This is a genomic window from Micromonospora sp. DT201 (assembly GCF_049841575.1).
GTDB lineage: Bacteria > Actinomycetota > Actinomycetes > Mycobacteriales > Micromonosporaceae > Micromonospora.
Genome location: NZ_JBNCKP010000007.1, coordinates 106,678 through 128,094, shown reverse-complemented (window position 1 = coordinate 128,094; position 21,417 = coordinate 106,678). Strand labels below are relative to the sequence as shown.

General features: G+C 72.0%; 2 protein-coding genes and 1 pseudogene. 1 reads left to right on the top strand and 2 read right to left on the bottom strand.

Features of this window, described 5'->3' with window-relative positions:
* Positions 1–12,180, bottom strand: a pseudogene (locus tag ACLQ28_RS15100) (amino acid adenylation domain-containing protein); the annotation flags it as partial.
* Positions 12,180–20,588 carry an amino acid adenylation domain-containing protein gene (locus ACLQ28_RS15095; RefSeq protein WP_425686895.1) on the bottom strand — a complete coding sequence of 2,803 codons (8,409 nt, stop codon included), beginning with the start codon at positions 20,586–20,588 and terminating at the stop codon, positions 12,180–12,182. The pseudogene ACLQ28_RS15100 and the gene ACLQ28_RS15095, both read right to left, overlap by 1 nt.
* A 295-nt stretch (positions 20,589–20,883) precedes the next feature.
* On the opposite strand from ACLQ28_RS15095, the gene ACLQ28_RS15090 reads away from it, so the two are divergent.
* Positions 20,884–21,417 (top strand): hypothetical protein, encoded by a 534-nt coding sequence (locus ACLQ28_RS15090; protein ID WP_425686894.1) that lies wholly within the window; start codon positions 20,884–20,886, stop codon positions 21,415–21,417.

Here is a 21,417-nt window from a genome sequence, read left to right as displayed (position 1 = left end):
CTCGCCGACGGAGAGCGTGTCGAGCGCAGCCACCCGTTGATCCGGCTCGGCCGCGACGGTCGTCAACAACTGGCAGAGCCGGTCGACGAGCCCTGCGGCGGTGTCGCGGTCGAAGATGTCCGGCCGGTACGCCAGTCGCAGCCGCAGCTCCCCGGAGGGACCCGGGACGACCATCAGGTGAAGCGGGTAGTGCGTCGCGTCCACCGTCTCCATGTCGACCAGACCGAGGCCGGTGCCGGTCTCGGCCAGACCGTCCGCGTCGAACGGGAAGTTCTCGTTGACCACCAGCGTGTCGAAGAGTTCTCCCCCACCAACCTCCCGCTGGATGTCGGCGAGCGAGACGTGGTGGTGGTCCAGCAGATCGGTCTGCCACTGCTGCAGGCCGGCGAACAGCTCGGCGAGGGTGTCGGCGCCGCGGACCCGGACCCGGACCGGCAGCGTGTTGATCAACAGCCCGACCATCCGGTCGACGCCCGGGATCTGCGGCGGCCGTCCCGAGACGGTCGCGCCGAACACCACGTCGTCGCGGCCGGTGAGCTGCGCGATCAGCAGACCCCAGCAGCCCTGGATCAGCGTGTTGAAGGTGACGTCGTGCCGGCGGGCCTGCGTGCGCAGCGTGCCCAGCAGCGCCTCGTCGAGGTCGACGGCGACCTCCTCGGGCACAATCGGCCGGCGCCCGGGATCCACCGGGGCGACCAGCGCCGGCTCGGCCAGGCCGGCAAGGGCCTCGCGCCAGGCCGCCAACGACGTCGGGTGGTCCTGTGCGGCCAGCCAGTCAAGGTAGCTCCGGTACGCGACGACCGGCGGCAGCCCGCCCTCGTCGCCCTCGTCGTAGATCTCGGCGAGTTCGGCGGTGATCGTGGGCAGCGACCAGCCGTCGACGAGGATGTGGTGCGCCGTGAACACCAGACGGTGGTCGCCGTCCGCGAGTCGGATCAGCGTGAACCGTACGAGCGGCGGTCGCGCCAGGTCGAAGCGGTGGACGCGGTCCTCGGCCAGCACGGCGGCGACCTGTTCGGCACGCCGCTCTTCGTCGAGACCGGAGAGGTCGATCTCGCGCCAGGGCACCTCCGACGCGCCGAGTACCACCGCGACCGGCTTGGTCAGCCCCTCGTACGCGAAGCCGCTGCGCAGGTTCTCGTGACGGTGCAGCACCCCCTGCGCCGCCTTGCGCAAGGCCGCCGGATCCAGGGCGCCGTTCAACGTGTATATCGTCTGGACGTTGTAGAGATCGGTGTCGGCGTCGTCGTAGGTGGCGAGGAAGAGCATGCCCTCCTGGAGGGGCGCCAGCGGCAGGAGGTCCTCCAGGTCGGGGTAGGACGCCTCCAGCAGGTCGATGTCGGCCTGGGTGATGTCCAGGCCGGGAAGGTCGGCCGGGGTGCGACCGCCCGCGTCCGGCAGCGCCGCGTGCGCGACGATCGCCTCGAGGGCGGCGGTCCAGTGCTCGGCGAGCGTCTCGACGGCCTCCTCCGCCAGCAGCGCCTCCGGCCAGGCGAAGCTCACCGTCAACCGGGTGCCGTCACCGGGGTTCTGGGCGGACGCCTTGACCTCGATCGCGTGCGTGGCCGGCACGTCCGCGTCGGCGGCCGGCAGGTCGGTGCCGATCAGGTCCCAGGGTTCCGCGCCGGAGCCGGCGAAGACGTCGTACCGGCCCAGGTAGTTGAAGACGATCTGCGGACGCGGCATCGCGGCGAGCACAGCCACCGTCTGCGGGTTGAGGTACCGCAGCATGCCGTAGCCAATGCCCTTACCGGGAACGGCCCTGACCTGCTCCTTCACCGCCTTGATCATGCTGCCCACGGCGGTGCCGTCCCGCAGGTCGGCCAGCTCCGCCACACCGGGTGCCAGGCGCACCGGATAGAGCGAGGTGAACCAACCGATCGCCTGGGAGACGTCCACACCGTCACCGACGTCCTCGCGGCCGTGACCCTCCATGTCGATGACGACCTCGCTGTCGTCGCCCAGGCCGGTCGACCGACGCCAGGTGACGACGGCGGCGGACAGCGCCGCCAGCAACACCTCCTCGATGCGGGCGCGGAACAGTGCCGGCGCCTTCGTCAACAGCGCCTCGGTCGACTCCGCCGGCAGCACCACCCGCACCTCGCGCACGGTGCCGTTGGTGTCGCGCGACGGGATCAGGGGCTGCGGAATCACCGGCGTGACGCCGGCCAGCGTCTCGGCCCAGTACGGCAGCTCCTCCATCCGCTGGGGATCGGCCGACTCGGCGACCAGGCGGTTCGCCCACTCCCGGTACGAGGTGGACAGGCGCCGCAGCACCGGCTCCCGGCCGACCGCCACCTGCACCCAGGCGTCCTGGAGGTCGGGCAACAGGACGCGCCACGAGACGGCGTCGATGACCAGGTGGTGCGCCACGATCAGCAGTCGGCCGCGCTGGTCCTGGCCCCCGTCGAACCAGACCGCCTGCACCATGACGCTCGCCTCGGGGTCGAGCCGGTCGCAGGCCGCGACGAACTCGTCGCGAATCACCTGCTCCGCCTCCTCGGGCCCGACACCCGACACGTCGACGCGCCTCAGCACACCCGCCGCGTCCACCGTGCCGCGGGGCGGCACCTCGAGCGACCAGACGACGTTCTGGAGACGGCGGGTGAGCCGCAGTCGCAGGACGTCGTGGTGGTCGAGCAGGGCTTGCAGGGTGCGGGTGAGTCGAGTCTCGTCGCAGCCGTCGGGCAGCCGGAGCAGCGCGTGCTGCTGGTAGCGGTCGATCGGGCCGCCGCGCTCCCGGGCCCAGTGCATGATCGGGGTCAGCGGCAGGTCGCCGATGCCGGCCGAAGCGTCCGCCTCCGCGGGCCGGCTGACGCCGGTCTCCCGCACAACAGCGGCGAGCGCCCGCACGGTCTTGTGGGTGAAGATGTCCTTCGGCGTCAGCGTCAGGCCCTCCTGGCGCGCCCGGCTGACCAGCTGGATCGACACGATGCTGTCGCCGCCCAGGTCGAAGAAGCTGTCGTCCGCGCCGACCGCGGTCACCCGCAGCGTCTCCGCGAACAACTGGGCCAGCTTCTCCTCCTCGACGCCCGTGGGTGCCTCGCCGCTCTGCGGGGCCTCCTCCACCGCCGCGACCGGGGCCGGCAGCGCCTTGCGGTCGAGCTTTCCGTTCCGGGTCAGCGGCAGCGCGTACAGCGGGACGAAGACCGCCGGAACCATGTAGGCCGGCAGCGTGGCGGTGAGGTGCTCCCGCAGCGACGCGGCGGCGGGCGCCTGCGGACCGGCGGGCACGACGTACGCGACCAGCCGATCGGAGCCGACGTCGTCGGTGACGGCGAGGACCACCGCCTGCGCCACCTCCGCGTGGGTGAGCAGGGCCGCCTCGATCTCGCCGAGCTCGATTCGGTGACCACGGATCTTCACCTGGTGATCCGCGCGGCCGAGGTACTCCAACCGACCGTCGCGCAGCCACCGCGCCACATCGCCGGTGCGGTACATCCGATCGCCGGCGACACCGAACGGGTCGGCGACGAAACGGTGGCCGCTGAGCCCGGCCCGGTTCAGGTAACCGAGCGCCAGGCCGTCGCCGGCGACGTACAGCTCACCGGCCACACCCACCGGCGCCGGATTGAGCCGGTCGTCGAGGACGTACAGCCGCAGGTCGGGGATGCCAGCGCCGATCAGGCTCGCGCTGCCGGCGGCGGCGGCCATGGCGGAGTCCAGTTCCAGGTAGGACACGTGCACAGTGGTCTCGGTGATGCCGTACATGTTGACCAGCCTGGGCGCGGTGTCGGCGTGCCGGCCGTACCAGTCCGCCAGCCGGCGCAGGTCGAGGGCCTCGCCGCCGAAGACGACAGTGCGCAGGCTCAGCTCCCCGGCGCTGCGCCCGGAGGTGAGGTCCGCCTGAATCAGCCGGTAGAACATCATCGGCGTCTGGTTGAGCACCGTCACCTTCTCGCGCACCAGCAGGTCGAGGAGGCGATCCGGGTCGCGGCGGTCGTCGTCGCCGACCACGACCAGCCGGCCGCCGTGCAGCAGCGGCCCCCAGATCTCCCACACCGAGAAGTCGAAGGCGTAGCTGTGGAACAGGGTCCACACGTCGTCCGCGCCGAACTCGAACCACGGCCGGGTGCGTTCGAAGAGCCGGACCACGTTGTGGTGCGTGACGACGACGCCCTTGGGCTGCCCGGTCGACCCCGAGGTGTAGATGACGTAAGCCGGTGCCTCCGGCAGCGCCCGGGACGGCGGGACCTCGGCGGCGTCCGCCGGGACGGTGAGGTCGTCGACGATCACCTGTGGCACGCTGGCCGGTATGCGGTCGCGGATCGCCGAGGTGGTGACGACCGCGGCGGGGGCGACGTCGTCGAGAATCAGCTCGATCCGTCCGGCGGGCAGGTCGGCGTCGATCGGCACGTACGCCGCACCGGTCCGCAGCGTCGCCAGGATCGCGGCGACCATGTCGACGGACCGGGGCAGGATCAGGGTGACGTAGGAGCCGGGGCCGGCGCCGGCGCCGGCGAGGACCCGCGCCAGATCGTCCGCGCGGGCCGCGAGCTCGGCGTAGGTGAGCTGCTGCTCCCCGACGGTGATCGCCGGCTGGTCCGGGTGGGCCGCGACCTGGGCCGCGAAGAGCTCCGGCAGGGTCGCCGTAGGCGTGCTGCGCACCTCCCCGTTCCATCCGGCGATCAGGTCGTGCCGTTCCTCGGCGGTGAGGATGTCGATCCGGCCGATGGACTGCGCCGGCTCGGCGAGGGCACCCGTGAGGAACTGCTGGAACTGGCTCGCGAAGCGCGCGACCGTCTCCTCGTCGAACAGGTCGCTGTCGTACTCCACGACGCTCTCGACGCCGGCCGGGACGCCGTCCGCGCCGAACCGCTCGTCGAGGCTGAGCGACAGGTCGAACTTGGCGGTGCCGCTGCCGCGGGTGAGTATCTCGGCGGTGACGCCGGGCAGGCGCAGCTCGGGCTCGGGGGTGTTCTGCAGCACCAGCGCGACCTGGAACAGCGGGTGCCGGCCGTTGACCCGCTCCGGGTTGAGCGCCTCGACGACTCGGTCGAACGGCAGGTCCTGGTTCGCGAAGGCGGCGAGGTCGGCCTCGCGCACCGACGCCACGAGGTCCTCGAACGACGGTGAGCCGGCGGTGTCGGTCCGCAGCACCAGCATGTTGACGAAGTAGCCGATCAGCTCTTCGAGGACCACGTCACCGCGGCCGGCCACCGGTGTGCCGACCGGAATGTCGGTGCCGGCGCCGAGCCGGGTGAGCAACGCGGACAGTGCGGCGTGCAGCACCATGAACGGGGTGCACCGGTGGCGCCGGGCGAAGTCGTGCAGGTCCCGGTGCAGCTCCGGCGTCAGCTCGAACCACCACTCGCCGCTCCGGTGTCCCGCCTGCTGGGGGCGGGCCCGGTCCCAGGGCAGGGTGATCTCGGCGGGCAGGTCCGCCAGTTCGTTCTCCCAGTACGCGCGCTGCTTGGCGACCGCGCTGTCCGCGTCGTCCTCGACGCCGAGCGTGGCGCGCTGCCAGAGCGTGTAGTCGGCGAACTGGACCGGCAGCGGCGCGAGCCGCGGCTCCTGCCCGGTCGCGGCGGCCCGGTACGCCGCGGAGAAGTCCTCGGCCAGCACCGCAGTCGACCAGCCATCGGTGGCGATGTGGTGCATCGACACCACCAGCACGTGGTCGTCAGGTGCCAGACGCAGCAGCGCCGCCCGCAGCGGGATCTCGGCCGACAGGTTGAACGGCCGCTGGGTGACGGCCCGGACGGCATCCTCCAGGGACTCCTCGGTCACCGCCGACTCGGTCAGCTCCAGGCGCGCCTCGGCGGGTTCGAGGACCCGCTGCCACGGCCGCCCGGAACTGTCCGGGAAGATGGTCCGCAGGCTCTCGTGCCGCACCAGTACGGCGTCGAAGGCGGCGGTCAGCGCGGCCCGGTCCAGCTCGCCGCGCAGCCGCAGCACCAGCGGGATGTGGTAGGCCTCGCTGTCCTCGCTGGAGGCCTGGTTCACGAACCACAACCCCTGCTGCGCATACGACAGTGGCAGTTCGGCGGGCCGGTCGACACGCGTCACCCCGCTGCGGGCCGGCTCGGCGCCGCCCAGTCGTTCCGCTATCCCGGCAACAGTCGGCGCCTCGAACACGACGCGTACCCCCAGTTCACAGTCGAAGGCCGAACGAATGCGGTTGGCGAGCCGGCCGGCCAGCAGCGAGTGACCACCCAGCTCGAAGAAGTCGTCGTGGCGTCCCACCACCGGCCGGCCGAGCACGTCGGCGAAGATCTCGGCCAGGAGTCGTTCCGCCGGAGTCCGTGGGCTGGCGTCGCCCGGCTCCTCGGACACCGGTTCGGGCAGGGCCGCCCGGTCCACCGCGCCGTCGGCGGTGACGGGCAGATCCGTCAGTACGACGACGGCCGCCGGCACCGCGTGCGGCGGCAGGGCGTCCGCGAGGTGTTCCCGCAGGACGACACCGGTCGCCGCCGCGTCGTCCGTGACGGCGTACGCCAACAGGCGTGTTCCCCCATCGGGCAGGTCGCGCACGGTCACCACCGCCCGGCGCACCGCCGGGTGCCCGGCCAGCGCGGCTTCGATCGTCGCGGGGTCGACGGTGAGCCCGTGCCCCCGCGTGCCGGTGTTCCGTCGTCCCAGCACGAGCAGGTCTCCGGAACTGTCGCGCCGTCCCAGGTCACCGGTGCGCACCATGATCGATCCCGGCGGGCCGAACGGGTCGGCCAGCAGGCGCGCCGCCGTCGCGGCCGGGCGCCCTTGGTAGCCGCGGGCGAGCAGGTCGCCCCCGACGTAGATCTCCGCGGCAACGCCCGGCGCGACCGGCCGCAGCTTGTCGTCGAGCAGGTAGGTCCGCTGACCCGGTGCCGGGCGCTCCAGGATGGCGATGGCACCGCGCGCCCGGCCGTGCTTTCCGGGCCGTGCGCGGCCAGCGCCGCACGCGGTCTCCGCCGGGCCGTACTCGGTGCGGACCACGACGCCGTCCGGGGTCCCGGCCGGCGGTGTCCCGAGCACTACCAGTTCGGCCGCGCCGACGGTCCCGGCCGACGCGCCCGCCGCGTCCGTCACGATCAGCTCCGGGCCCGTGTCGGCGGTGTCGGCGAAGGTCAGCGAGCCGCCGGCGGCCAGCGGCGCGAGCAGCCAGTGCAGCAGCAACGGGTGCGCGTCCGGCAGGCGGACGGCCACCCGTCCGGTCAGCGCCCGGTGCGTCGTGGCCGCCCGGGTCGCGAAGCGGCCGACAGCGCCGTGGTCGAACAGGATGGACTCGTGTCCGCAGATCAGCGCGGGCGCGGAAGCCGCAACGGTCACCGATGCCGCGACCGCCGCCGGTGCCGCGTCCTCCAACCGGCAGACCGGGGTGAGGTCGCCCAGGAACGGGCCGTCCGACCCGGACGCGAGCACCAGGACCGGTTTCGTCCCGGCGGGGATCGTGGTACCCACCAGCGGCAGGCAGACTCCACCCGCCTGGAGGACACCGAGCGCCGCCACCAGCAGGTCAGGCCCGGGCGGCAGCGCCAGGGCCACCACTGCGCTGTCCCGAACCCCGTGGTCGGCCACCAGCGCGGCGACAGCGCGGGCGCGATCCGCGAGCTGCCCGTACGTCAGCGGCACCGGACCGGCCACGGCAAGCGCGGCAGGGTTACGCCGGACGTGCTCGTCGACCAACGCGGCGAGCGTGGCAGACCGGACCGGCGCCGAACCGCCGTCGCCGTACGCGAGCGCCTGGCGCCGTTGCTCGGCCGACAGGTACTGCAGGTCGCTGACCCGACGGGTCGGGTCGGCGGCCGCGCTCTCCAGCAGGCGGACCAGCCAGTCGGCGATCCGGGCGGCCGTGCCGGCATCGAAGAGGTCGGTGCTGTAGTGCAGCCGTCCACCCAGGCCCGCCGACGACCCGTCCGCGTCGCGCTTCTCGGCCAGCTCGAAGAGCAGGTCGAAGCGGGCGGACGTCACATCTGCCTCGATCGGCCCGACCTGCAGTCCGGGTAGCGCCAGGGACGGTACGGCAGTGTTCTGCAGGGTCAGCATCACCTGGAAGAGCGGGTGCCGGGACAGCGAGCGGACCGGGTTGACGAGCTCGACCAGACGCTCGAATGGCACATCCTGGTTCGCGTACGCTGCCAGGTCGGTCTCGCGTACCTGGCGCAACAGCGCGGCGAAGGCCGGGTCGCCGTCCAGGTTGGCGCGCAGGACCAGCGTGTTCACGAAGAACCCCACGAGGTCGTCCAGCGCCTCGTCGCCGCGCCCGGCTACCGGGCTGCCGATGGCCAGGTCCGGTCCAGCGCCGAGCCGCGACAGGAGCGCCGACAGGCCGGCCTGCAACACCATGAACATGCTGACCTGGTAGCGCCGGGCCAGGTCGGTCAGCTTCCGGTGCAGGTCGGCGGAGATGTCGAAGGTGGACTGGGCCGCGCCGTACGTCGGCGTCGCCGGCCGTGGCCGGTCGGTGGGCAGCGCCGTCTCCTCGGGCAGGCCGGCGAGCGCGAGCCGCCAGTAGCCGAGCTGCCGGGAGAACACGCTGTCCTGCTCCGACTCGGCGCCGAGCAGCTGGCGCTGCCACAGCGCGTAGTCGGCGTACTGCAGGGCGAGGGCTGGCAGACCCAGCTCGGAGCCGGCCCAGCGGGCGGCGTACGCCACGGAGAGGTCCCGGGCGAGCGGAGCGTTCGACCATCCGTCGGTGGCGATGTGGTGCACGACCACGAGCAGGACGTGCTCGTCGGGCGCTGTGGTGAACAGCACCGCGCGTACCGGCGGCTCGGTGGCGAGGTCGAAGGGCACCTGCACGGCCGCCCGCAGCCGATACGACAGCTCTGCCGGCGACACCGTGTGCCGGTCGAGCAGCAGCGGCATCTCGGTCGGGTCGAGGATGCGCTGATAGGGCTCGCCGTCGACGGCCGGGTAGCACGTCCGCAGAATCTCGTGTCGGGCCGTCACGTCGGCCAGCGCCGCCTGGAGAGCGTCGACGTCGAGGCGTCCGGTGAGGCGCAGGGCCACCGGGTTGTTGTACGCCGACCCGTCGGCCTCGATGGTGTCGAGCAGCCAGAGGCGCTGCTGCGCGAACGACAGCGGCATAACGTCCGGCCGCAGGGCCGGGCGCAGCGGCGGGCGGGCGGCAGCCGCGGAGTCCAATCGGCGGGCGAGGGCGGCGGCGGTCGGATTCTCGAAGACCGCCCGCACCGGCACCTCGACGCCCGCGACGGCCCGGATCCGGCCGGCCAGGCGCACGGCGAGCAGGGAGTCGCCGCCGAGCTCGAAGAAGTCGTCGGTGACCCGGACCTGCGGCACCGGCAGCACCTCGGCGATCAGGTCGCAGAGCAGTTGCTCCTGTGCGGTGCGCGGGGCACGCGAACGTCCGCTGCCGGACATGACGGGAGCCGGCAACGCGCGCCGGTCCAGCTTGCCGTTGGGTGTCAGCGGAAGCTGCTCCAGCACGACGATCGCCGACGGCACCATGTACTCGGGCAGCGCCGCCGCGGCATGCGCCCGCAGGTCGGCCTCGGCGGGCGGCTCGGCCTCGGCGGCCGGCACCACGTACGCGACGAGGCGCCGGTCCCCGGGACGGTCCTCACGCAGCACGACCGCTGCCGTGGACACCGTGACGTGGTCGCCGAGCACCGCCTCGATCTCACCGGTCTCGATGCGGAATCCCCGCAGCTTGACCTGGTGGTCCGCGCGGCCGAGGAAGTCCAGCACGCCGTCGGCCCGCCACCTGGCGATGTCGCCGGTGCGGTACATGCGGTCGCCGGGGCGTCCGGCGACGTCGCTGACGAACCGCTCGGCGGTGAGGCCCGGGCGGCGGTGGTAGCCGCGCGCGAGTTGGACGCCGGCCAGGTAGAGATCGCCCGCGACGCCGGGCGGCACCGGCCGCAGCGCGCTGTCGAGCACGTAGACGCGGGTGTTCCAGACCGGGCCGCCGATCGGCACCGAGGCCGTGTCGGCCGGGTGGCACTCCCAGGACGTCACGTCGACGGACGCCTCGGTCGGGCCGTAGAGGTTGTGCAGCCCGACGCCGCTCAGCACGGTGAAGAACTGGTCGCGCAGCTCGGAGCCGAGCGCCTCACCGCTGCAGATGACGCGGCGCAGGCCGGTGCAGCCGGCGGCGAGCGGCTCCTCCAGGAAGATCTGGAGCATCGACGGTACGAAGTGGACGGTGGTGATCCGCTCGCGGATGATCAACTCGGCCAGGTACTGCGGGTCGCGGTGTCCCTCGGGCTGTGCCACGACCAGCGTCGAGCCGACCAGCAGCGGCCAGAAGAACTCCCACACCGAGACGTCGAAGCCGGCGGGGGTCTTCTGCAGCACCCGGTCCAGCGGTGTCAGTCCGTAGCGGTCCTGCATCCAGGCGAGCCGGTTCACGATGCCGGTGTGCGGCACCACGACGCCCTTCGGCCGTCCGGTCGATCCGGAGGTGTAGATGACGTACGCGGGGTGTTCCGGCCGCAGCGGCGCGGTGCGCTCGGCGTCGGTGACGTCGCCGTCCGGGAGACCGGCGAGGGCCGCCGTGGTGTCCGGGTCGTCGAGCACCAGCACCGGTACGCCGGTCCCGCCGAAGCGGTCGGCCACCGCGGAGCCGGCGAGCACGATGGGCGGGCGGGCGTCGTCGAGGACGTACGCGATGCGGTCCGCCGGGTAGTCGGGGTCCAGGGGCAGGTACGCGGCACCGGTCTTCTGCACCGCGTACAGGGCCGTGATGAGTTCCACCGAGCGCGGCACGCCGACGACGACCTGCCGCTCGGGACCGATCCCGCGGGCGATCAGCAGGCGGGCCAGACGGTTCGCCCGGGCGTTGAGTTCCGCGTAGGTGACCTGCTCAGCCTCGAACACCACCGCTACCGCGTCCGGCGTCGCGGCGGCCTGCGCCTCGAACCAGGACGGGAGCGTGGTCACCGGGACATCGTGGCCGGTGCCGTTCCACAGCTCGATCGCCTCGCGTTCCGGGGCGCTGAGCAGGTCGCAGCCGGCGACCTGGCGCTGCGGGTCGGCGGCGATCGTCTCGATCACACGGACGAGCAGCTCTAGCACCGACTGTGCCCGCTCGTCGTCGAACAACTCGGGCGCGTAGTTGAGGCGCAGTTGCAGGCGCTCGTCGGTGACGTCCGCGATGAGCCCGAGCGCATAGTGCGTCTCGTCGTGGCTGTCCAGGAACTCCGCCTCGACGCCGTCGACAAGCCGACGGCTGCCGGCGTTCCCCATGGGAAAGTTCTCGAAGACGACGAGGGTGTCGAACAGGTCGCCGATGCCCACCGCCTGCTGGATCTCGCGCAGGCCGACGTGCTGGTGCGGGATCAGGGCGACCTGGGCGTCCCGCAGACGCAGCAGCAGGTCGATGAGCCGCTCGGCCGGCCGGATCACGGCGCGGACGGGCTGGGTGTTGATCAGCAGCCCGACCATGCGCTCGACGTCCGGCAGCTCCGGTGGCCGTCCGGACACCGTGGCACCGAAGACGACGTCGTCGTGGCCGGTCAGATGGCTCAGTAGCAGCGCCCACGCGCCCTGCACCACGGTGTTCATGGTGAGGTTGTGCTGGCGGGTCAGCGCGGCCAGCCTGGCCGTCACGTCGACCGGCAGCGCGGTGACGGCCGGCAGCTGGACACCCGCCCGAGCCGCGCTGTCGGGCAGCAGCCGGGTGCCGGCATCGAGCCCGGCGAGCGCGTCCATCCAGGCCCTGCGGGCCGTCGCCTGGTCCTGCGACCGGAGCCAGGCGATGTAGTCGCGGAACGGGGGCGCCGGCGGCAACTGCCGGTCGTCGCCGTGGCTCTCGTACAGGTCGAGCAGCTCACCGATGAGCACCGGCATCGACCAGCCGTCGAGGAGGATGTGGTGGTTGGTGAGGACCAGCACGTGGCGCTGCTCCCCGAGCCGTACCAGGGTCACCCGGGCCAGCGGCGCGCGGGTGAGGTCGAACCGGCGGGCCCGGTCCTCGGCGAGGAACTCGTCGAGGCGTTGCTCGCCGTCGACGCCGCTGAGGTCCAGTTCTGCCCAGGGCGCGTCCAGCTCCCGGGCGACCACCTGCACCGGCTGCGCGAGGCGCTCGTGCAGGAAGCCGGTGCGCAGGATGCTGTGCCGACGCCACAGCGCCCGCACCGCGGCCTGCAACGCCGCCGTGTCGAGGTCGCCGTGCAGCGCGAACACCGACTGCACGGTGTAGCTGTCCGCGCCGTCCGGGTCGAGCAGCGAGTGGAAGAGCAGGCCCTCCTGCAGGGGTGACAGCGGGAGGATGTCCTCGGGTTTCTGCCGGGTCACTACAGCATCCTCCAGTCGGATTCAACGAGATCGATGTCGTCCTGCGAGATCGACATCAGGGACAGGTCTGATGGCGTGTGCCCGCCGGCGTCCGCCTGACCGGCGTGGTCGGCGAAGACGTCGAGGGCCCGGTGCCAGGCGTCGGCGAAGCGTCGTACGTCCTGCTCGGACAGGGCCGGCTCCGACCAGGCCCAGGTCGCCTGGAGGCAGGGGCCGCCCGGCCCGTCGCGGGTCACGACGGTCACCTCGAGCGGGTGCATGAGTGGCGCGTCGACCTCGGCCGCGTCGGCGATGTCGCCCGCCTCGGCCGCCAGGGCCCAGTCGGCCGCGGGCTCCGGGCCGGCGGTGTCGAAGCGACCGAGGTAGTTGAAGCTGATCTGTGGAGCGGCCAGGGCAGCCAGCCGCGGCGCGGTCTCCGGGTTGAGGTAGCGCAGCAGCCCGTACCCGAGCCCGCGGTCGGTCAGCCCGGCCAGTTGCTCCTTGACGCTCTTGATGGCCCGGCCCACGGACCGGCCACCCGCCCAGAAGTCGTGCCACTCGGTCACCTCCGGGTCGAGGCGTACGGGGCAGATGCTGGTGAACCAGCCGACCGTTCGGGACAGGTCGATGTTCGAGGCGATCTCTTCGCGACCGTGGCTCTCCAGGTTGACCAGGATGCCGCCGCCGTTGTCGAGGCCGCGCGCCCGGCGCGCGTCGAGCACGACCGCGGCCAGCGCGGCGAGCAGGACGTCGTCCACTCTCGCCCGGTACGCCTTGGGGACCGTGGTCAGGACCGCGGCGGTACGGTCGGCCGGCAGGGTGACGGTGAGCCGCCGACCTGTCCCACAGACACCCACGGACGGGTCGCCGAGGGCGGGCTCCGGCTCACGCAGCAGCCGCTCCCAGCCGGGCAGCTCGGCGACGCGGGTCGGTTCGTGCGCCGCGACGACCAGGCGCTCGGCCCAGCGCCGCACGGACATCGTGGCCGGCTCCAGGCTCGGCGTGCCAGCACCGGCCGTCTCCCAGGCCTGCTGCAGATCGGGCAGCAGAATGCGCCAGGAGACGCCGTCCACGGCCAGGTGGTGCGCCGTGACCAGGAGCCGCCCGGACTGCTGCGGCCCGGCGTCGAACCACACGATCTGGACGGATGTGCCGTTCAGTGGATCGAGCCGCTGCCAGGCGGCTTCCGCCTCCGCCGCGAGGACCTCCCGCAGCCGGACATCGTCGGCACCGGCCACCTCGACCCGCCGGACGACGTCGGCCGCTCGCACCGCGCCCACCGGGCGGATCTCCGGGATCCACTCCCGTTCCGTCCCGGAGAGGGTCAGCCGCAGGGCGCCGTGCCCGTCGACGACCGCCTGCACGGCTGCGGCCAGCCGTTCCTCGCCCAGCCCCGCCGGCACGGTGACGACGGCGGTCTGGTTGAACCGGTCGAGCGTGCCGCCCCGCTCCCGCCACCAGTGCATCACCGGCGTGAGCGGGAAGCGACCGACGTCGCCGCCGGTCCGGTGGGACTGCTGCTCGCTGCCGGCCTCCGCGGCGATCTTCGCCAGCCGGGCGACCGTCTGGTGCTCGAAGATGTCCTTCGCCGTCATGACCAGTCCCGCGCGACGGGCCCGGGCGACCAGTTGGATCGAGAGGATGCTGTCGCCGCCGAGCTCGAAGAAGCTATCCTCGATGCCCACCGACGGCACGCTGAGAACGTCGGCGAACAGGTCGCACAGCCGCTGCTCCCGCTCGTCGCGTGCCGCGACGGTCCCCGCCGCGGCGGCGAAGTCGGGCGCGGGCAACGCGCGCCGGTCCAGCTTGCCGTTCGCGGTCAACGGCAGCTGCTCCAGCGTCATGATCGCCGCCGGCAGCATGTACTCCGCCAGTCGGGCCCGCGCGTGCTCCCGCAACGCCTCGCCGTCGAACGCCTCCCGGTCCACGGCGGGCACGACGTACGCGACGATCCGCTTGTCGCCGCGTTCGCTGCGGGACACCTCGACCGCCACGTCCCGCACCACCGGGTGCGCGCCGAGCACAGCCTCGATCTCGCCCAGCTCGATCCGGAAGCCACGGATCTTGACCTGCGAATCGGCACGGCCGGTGAACTCCAGAGCGCCGTCGGTGCGCCAGCGGACCCGGTCTCCGGTGCGGTAGAGCCTGCCTCCGGCGGGGCCGAACGGGTCCGCCACGAAGTGGTCCGCGGTGGCGCCCGGGCGGTGCAGATAGCCGCGCGCGTGGCCGCCGCCGAGGTACAGCTCGCCTTCCACCCGAGGCGGTACGGGGTTGAGGCGCTCGTCCAGGACGTACGCCCGCATGTCGTGCAGCGGCACACCGATCGGGATGGGATTCGGCACGTCGTCCTCGGGCCGGATGCTGAAGGTGGTGGCGTACGACGTGGTCTCGGTCGGTCCGTAGACGTCGACCACGGTCAGCCCCGGGTTGGCCGAGAGCGCCTGGCGCACCAGCTTCGGCGGCACCACGTCACCGCCGGTCCAGACCTCCTCGAACCCGCCGAAGCACTCGGGGTCCTCCTCGGCCAGCGCCCGGAACAGCCCGGAGGTGAGGAACAAACGGCGCGCTCCCCGTTCGGCGAAACCGCGCACCACGGCCGGGTCCAGTTCCTCGTCGACCATCACGGCGGCGCCGCCGTGCAGCAGCGCCCGCCACAGCTCGAACGTCGAGGCGTCGAAGGCGAGCGGCGAGTGGTTGATGACGACGTCGTACCCGTCCCCGAAGCGAGGGTCGGCGACGAAGCTGAGGACGGCCCGCTGCCGGATCACCACCCCCTTGGGCAGCCCGGTCGAGCCGGAGGTGTACAACACGGACATCGCCTGATCGGGGTGCACCGTCACTGCGGGCACCGTGGTGGGCTCGCCCGCCAGGGCGTCCTCGGCATCCAGCACGATGACCGGCCGGCCGTTGGCGACCGCGGTCGCGCGCATCTCGTTCGCCCGGTCGGTGACGACAGCGACGCAGCCGCTGTCGTCGAGCTGCCAGCGCAGTCGGTCGTCGGGGTGGCGGGCGTCGAGCGGACAGACGACGCCTCCGGCCCGCAGCACGCCCAACTGTGCCACCGGCACGTCGAGGCCGTGCCGGAGCAGCATCCCCACGGCCGTTTCGGTCCGCACGCCGAGGCGCAGGAGCCGATGGGACAGCTGGTTCACCCTGGCGTCGACCTGCCGGTACGTCCTCGATCCGGAGGCGTCGAGCACGGCGGTGGCGTCCGGGACCCGGCGCACCTGCTCGGCGAACGCCTCGGGCACCGACTGGTCCGGTTCGGCCGCGTCCAGGCCCCTCCCCCACCGGGTCAGCACGGTCTCCCGCTCCGCGGTGCTGAGCAGGTCGAGCTGACCGATCGGCCGCGACGCGTCGGCGGAGACCGCGCGCAGGACGATGAGCAACCGGTCGGCGATGGCCTGAGCCGTGCTCGCGTCGAAGATATCGGTGGCGAACTCGAGGCGGCCGTCGATCCCGCCGCCGTCGACCCGCTCGTCCAGCTCGAAGAGAAGGTCCCACTTCGCGATGGGCAGTTCGACGGGTTCGGGGGTGACGCGCAGACCCGGCAACTCCAGGCTCGACTCCGAGGCGTTCTGCAACGCCAGCATCACCTGGAACAACGGATGCCGCGCCAACGAACGCACCGGATTCAACGCCTCGACCAACCGCTCGAACGGCACATCCTGATTGGCGTACGCGGCCAGGTCACCCTCCCGCACCCGCGCCAACACCTCACCAAACTCCGGATCCCCACTCAGATCCGTCCGCAACACCAACGTGTTGACGAAAAACCCCACCACCGCGTCCAACGCCGCGTCACCACGACCCGCCACCGGACTGCCCAACACCACATCCGTACCGGCACCCAACCGCGACAACAACACCGCCACCGCCGCGTGGAACACCATGAACAACGTCACCTGACGCTCCCGCGCCAACGCCGTCAAACGCCCATGCAACTCCGCATCGATCTCGAAGCCGATCACCCCGCCGCGGTAGGACGCCACGCCGGGGCGGACCCGGTCGAGCGGCAACGCCATCTCCTCGGGCAGGCCGGCGAGGTGCTCGCGCCAGTACCGCAGCTGCTGTCCGATGCGGCTCTGCTCGTCCTGCTCGTCACCGTGGACCTCGCGCTCCCAGAGCGCGTAGTCCGCGTACTGCACGGGCAGCGGTGTGAAGGCAGGCTCGGCACCGCCGAGCCGGGCGGTGTACGCGGTGGCGAGGTCCTTGACCAGCGCCTCCTGAGACCACCCGTCGCTGATGATGTGGTGCATCACCACCATCAGCACGTGCTCCTGCTCGCCGTCGGCGGGAGCGTCGGCGAGGCGGAACAGACACGCGCGCACCGCCGGCGCGGCGGCGAGGTCGAAGCCCTCCATGGCGAACTCGGTCAGCGCCGCGCCGAACTGCCCGACCGGCACCGGCACGACGGGCAGCTCCGGACGCACCAGGCCAGCCGGGAGCACGAGCTGGTACGGCGTGCCGTCGACGTCCGGGAAGACGGTGCGCAGACTCTCGTGGCGGACCATGACGTCGGCGAGCGCCGCCCGTAACGCCGCCACGTCGACGGCACCGGTGAGCCGCAGGGAGAGCCCCATGTTGTAGGTACCGGGCACTCCGTCGAAGCGGTCGATGAACCACAGCCGGCGCTGGGCGCTGGACAGCGGCACCAGGTCCGGCCGTGGCCGGGACACCAGGGACGGCAGGGTCGACGCGCCGGCCTGCAGACGCCCGGCGAGCTCGGCGACGGACGGTGCTTCGAACAGCGCGCGTACCGGCAGCTCGACTCCGAAGGTGGACCGCATCCGGCTCAGCAGCCGGATCGCGGACAGCGAGTGGCCGCCGAGGTCGAAGAAGCCGCTGTCGATGTCGACGTCCGGGCGGTTGAGCATCTCGGCGTAGAGGCCGCGGAGGATCTCCTCCGCCGGGGTCCGGGGCTGACGCGGCGCCGCCGGGACGACTGCCGCGACGACGTCGTCGGGCGCGTCGTCGGTGACCATCTCGATGGTGCCGTCGGCGCGCCACCGTCCCTGTTCGCCGGTGCGACGCAGGTACCGGCCGGCCGGGCCGATCGGTGCCGCGACGGCACCGTCCGCGTCGGCCCGCGCCAGGATGTGGATGTCACCCGGGACGCCGGTCGGGAGCAGTTCGCCGTCGGGACCGAGGACCAGCCGGGCGCCGGGCTCCGCCGCGCGCGCGATCTCCGCCTCGGCGAGGACGTCGAACGCGCCGATCCGCGTCGCTGGCGCCTCGACGATCTGGCGGAGGAGCTTGATGAGCCGCTCCGCCAGCAGCCCGACCGTGGTCGCCGTGAACAGGCCGACGCTGTACTCCAGCTTGCCGGTGATCCCGGACGGCTCACCCGTGGCGGACAGGTGCTCGTCCAGCATCAATTCGAGGTCGAACTTCGCCGTGCCGACCTCGACGGGTTCGGGGGTGACGCGCAGGCCCGGCAGCTCAAGACTCGACTCCGAGGCGTTCTGCAACGCCAGCATCACCTGGAACAACGGATGCCGCGCCAACGAACGCACCGGATTCAACGCCTCGACCAACCGCTCGAACGGCACATCCTGATTGGCGTACGCGGCCAGGTCACCCTCCCGCACCCGCGCCAACACCTCACCAAACTCCGGATCCCCACTCAGATCCGTCCGCAACACCAACGTGTTGACGAAAAACCCCACCACCGCGTCCAACGCCGCGTCACCACGACCCGCCACCGGACTGCCCAACACCACATCCGTACCGGCACCCAACCGCGACAACAACACCGCCACCGCCGCGTGGAACACCATGAACAACGTCACCTGACGCTCCCGCGCCAACGCCGTCAAACGCCCATGCAACTCCGCATCGATCTCGAAGCCGAGATGGTCGCCCGCGTGTCCGGCCACCTCGGGGCGGACGTGGTCGGCGGGGAAGGTGACCTCCTGCGGAGCGCCCGCCAGCGTGGTCCGCCAGAAGCCCACCTGCTGCGTCATCGGGGCGGTCGGCGCGACGCCGTCGCCGAGGATGCGCCGTTGCCAGACGGTGAAGTCCGCGTACTGCACGGTGAGTGGCGGTCGCCGCGGTGCCTCTCCGGTCAGCCGCGCGACGTACGCGTCCGCCAGGTCGAGCAGCAGCGGCTCCAGCGAGAGGCCGTCGCTGATGATGTGGTGCATGACCACCATCAACACGTGATCGGTCGGCGAGAGCGCGAAGAGCAGGGCTCGTACCGGGGGTTCGGCCGCGAGGTCGAAGGGTGTCGACGCGGCGTCACGCAGGATGGTCGCGAGGTCTGCCGGCGCGATGTCGCGCACCTCGAGATCCGGTGCCGAGACAGGCGCCGGGCTGATGCGCTGCCAGGGCTCGCCGTCGTCCTCCGGGAAGGAGGTGCGCAGGTTCTCGTGCCGCCGCAGCAGGTCGCCGATCGCCAGCCGCAGCGCCGCGCGGTCGAGGTCGCCGGAGAGCCGCAGGGACAGGCCGTGGTGGTAGGAGGGGTTGGGGCCCTCCAGCCGGTCGAGGAACCAGAGTCCCCGCTGGCCGAGGGACAGCGGCAGTCGCTCCGGCCGTTCGGCCGGGAGCAGCTCGGGCCTCGCCGATTCGCGGGCCTCCTCGATCCGCTCCGCCAGCAGCGCCACGGTCGGCGCCTCGAAGATCGTCTTGATCGACAGCTCGGTCCGGAACGTGGCGCGGATGCGGCCGAGCACGCGGATGGCGGTCAGCGAGTGCCCGCCGGCCTCGAAGAAGTTGTCGTGCAGGCCGATGCCGGAGTTCGACAGCGCCTCCGCGAAGAGGACGCGGAGTTGCTCCTGACGCACCGTCGCCAGCGTGGCCAGCTGGCTCGCCGCCGTCGACGCGTCGTCGGGTGCGGGCTCGCCGGCCGTCTCCGGCGTCGGGCCGGCCAGGACCGGCAGTGCGCCGACGAGTTCGAACATGCCGTCGGCGTGGCGGCGAACGAGCTGCCCGGTGCGTGCCATCGACGAGCCGGTGCCGCCGAAGGGATCGGCGACCGCGGTGGCCAACAGCACCCCGGCCGCCTTCGGTGCGGCCGTCGGCAGGTACAGCTCCCCCACCCCGCCCGCCGGCACCGGCCGAAGAGCCGCGTCGAGAATGTAGACGGTGTGGCCGGTGAACCGGCCGGCCCTGTCGTCCGGCGTCACGGTCAGCCGGCCGACGGACCGCTGTGGGTCACCGGTTGTCATGTCGTGCAGGAAGTGCCGTAGCAGGTCACGGTGGTTCGCCAGGGCGTTCGGCCGGTACAGGTCAGCGTTGGCGTGAAAGTCGATACGCATGCCGGAGCGCGTCGACCTGCCGTCGATGAGCAGCGAGAGGTCCTCCTCGGGCCCCAGCGCGAAGGCGCGCACGCTGGCCGGATGCTCGGCGAACGACAGGTTGTAGTCGAACAGCACGACGTTCGCCTCGGGCCCCCACAGCCGCTGGCGCGTGCCGACGAGGCCGAGGTCCCGGTGCAGATCCTCGTAGCGGTACCGCTGGTGCCGGAGGGCCAGGCGCAGTTCACGGTTGACCCGGTCGAGCAGCTCGGCGACCGACGAGTCCTGGCGCACCCGCACGCGGATGGGCAACGCGTTGGAGACCATGCCGGGGGTCCGCCGGGCGGCCGGCTTCTGGCGGCCGGCGACGGCCATGCCGAGGATGACGTCCCCGACGCCGGTCATCCGGGCCAGGTAGGCCGCCGTTCCGGCCAGCACGACGGTGGGCCAGCCCATCCCGGCCTCGCGGGAGAGCTCCAGCACGGCCGCGGTGAGCTCCGGTCCGAACGATCCCGAGAGGCGCTCATGCCCGCGCGGCACGGCCGGCGGTACGGCGGCCAGGCTGACCGGTACGGGGCGGTCCGCGAAACGGCTCGTCCAGTACTCCCGGTCGTCGGCCTGTTGGTCGGATCCGCGGTACGCGGCGTCGTACTCGACCAGGTCGCTGAGGCGGCCGAAGGGCGAGGAGTCCACCGGCGTGCCGTCCACGAGGGCCGTGTAGACCTGCGCGACGCGCTGGGCGATCAGGGCGCCGCTGTAGCCGTCGACGGCCGCGTGGTGGGATCTGTTGAACCAGATGAAGTCGTCGGCCGCGACTTTGATCAGTGCGTGCGTGAAGACCGGACCGCTGGACAGGTTGACGGGCCGGTCCGCCTGCCGGCGCATCCAGACCTCCGCCGCCGCCCGGCCACCGTCGTCGGCGACGTCCACGTGGTGCATCGACCAGTCGACCTCGGGCTGCACGACCTGCCACGGCCCCGAGTCGTCGCTGTCGAAACGGATCCGCAGCGCGTCGGTCTCGGTGACGACCCGGCGCAGCGCCCGTTCGAAGAGGACCGGGTCGATCGCACCTCGGATCTCGACGCACTCGGCGATGCTGTAGGTCGGGTTGGTGAGGTCCAGTTGTTGGGCGAGCCACATGCCGGACTGGGCCGCCGTGAGACCCAGCCGGTCGCCGCGCATGCCAGCCATTCAGGCACCTCTCCGATCGGGTGAAGTCGACGCACGCCGGACCCGTGCGGCGTCGCGCGGCGCCCATCGGCCAGTCGGATTCGGCGGGCGAATTGGCAGCGGCGAAGGCGCGGGACACGGTGTCGGCGATCCACAGTGAATCGGCTGGGCATCGAAGGCAGCAAGACCGGATCGAAAAGCCCGAAGCACACGGCCGCGGCCGGCACAAATTCTTCTATCGGGCCGCCGCGCGTCGTCGGATCACCGTTTACTGTTCGGCCGACGGAGCCTACCGCGGAAGTGACGGCTGACGAACATGACAAGCGCTGAGCAGCACGGCGACATGCTCATCGACGATTTCCTCGATGAATGGCACTTCCATGAGGTGCATCGGGTGCGGATCAACGCGCCCCCCGACCGGATCATGACAGCCGCGCGCGCCGTGACCTGGGGCGAAGCCAAGCTGGGACGCCTGTTGATGGCGGTGAGCCGCAACGACGTGACACCCAGCCGGCGGGTGCTGGCCGACTTCGACGGCCTCCAGCTCGGCGAGCGGGAGACCGAGATGGTGTTCGGAGTCATCGGGTCCGAGCGCGGGAGTCCCGAGCTGAACGGGCCGATGGCCACCGAGTTCCGCGCCTTCTCGGAACCTGACTACAACAAGATTGCGCTCGACTTCCGCTACGCCGATGGCATTTTGAGCACCGAGACCCGCGTTTTCTGCACCAGCGACAATTATCGGCGCAAATTCCGTTTCTATTGGATGCTCATCCGCGGCGGCAGTGGGCTCATCCGCCGCTCCGTGCTGGCCGCTATCAGCCGGCGGGTCGCGCTCGAGACCACCGGCTAG

What these genes read in the sequence shown, in the direction of transcription:
- ACLQ28_RS15095 (WP_425686895.1), bottom strand. Translation starts at nt 20,588, where the DNA reads ATGGCTGGCATGCGCGGCGACCGGCTGGGTCTCACGGCGGCCCAGTCC.
- ACLQ28_RS15090 (WP_425686894.1), top strand. Translation starts at nt 20,884, where the DNA reads ATGACAAGCGCTGAGCAGCACGGCGACATGCTCATCGACGATTTCCTC.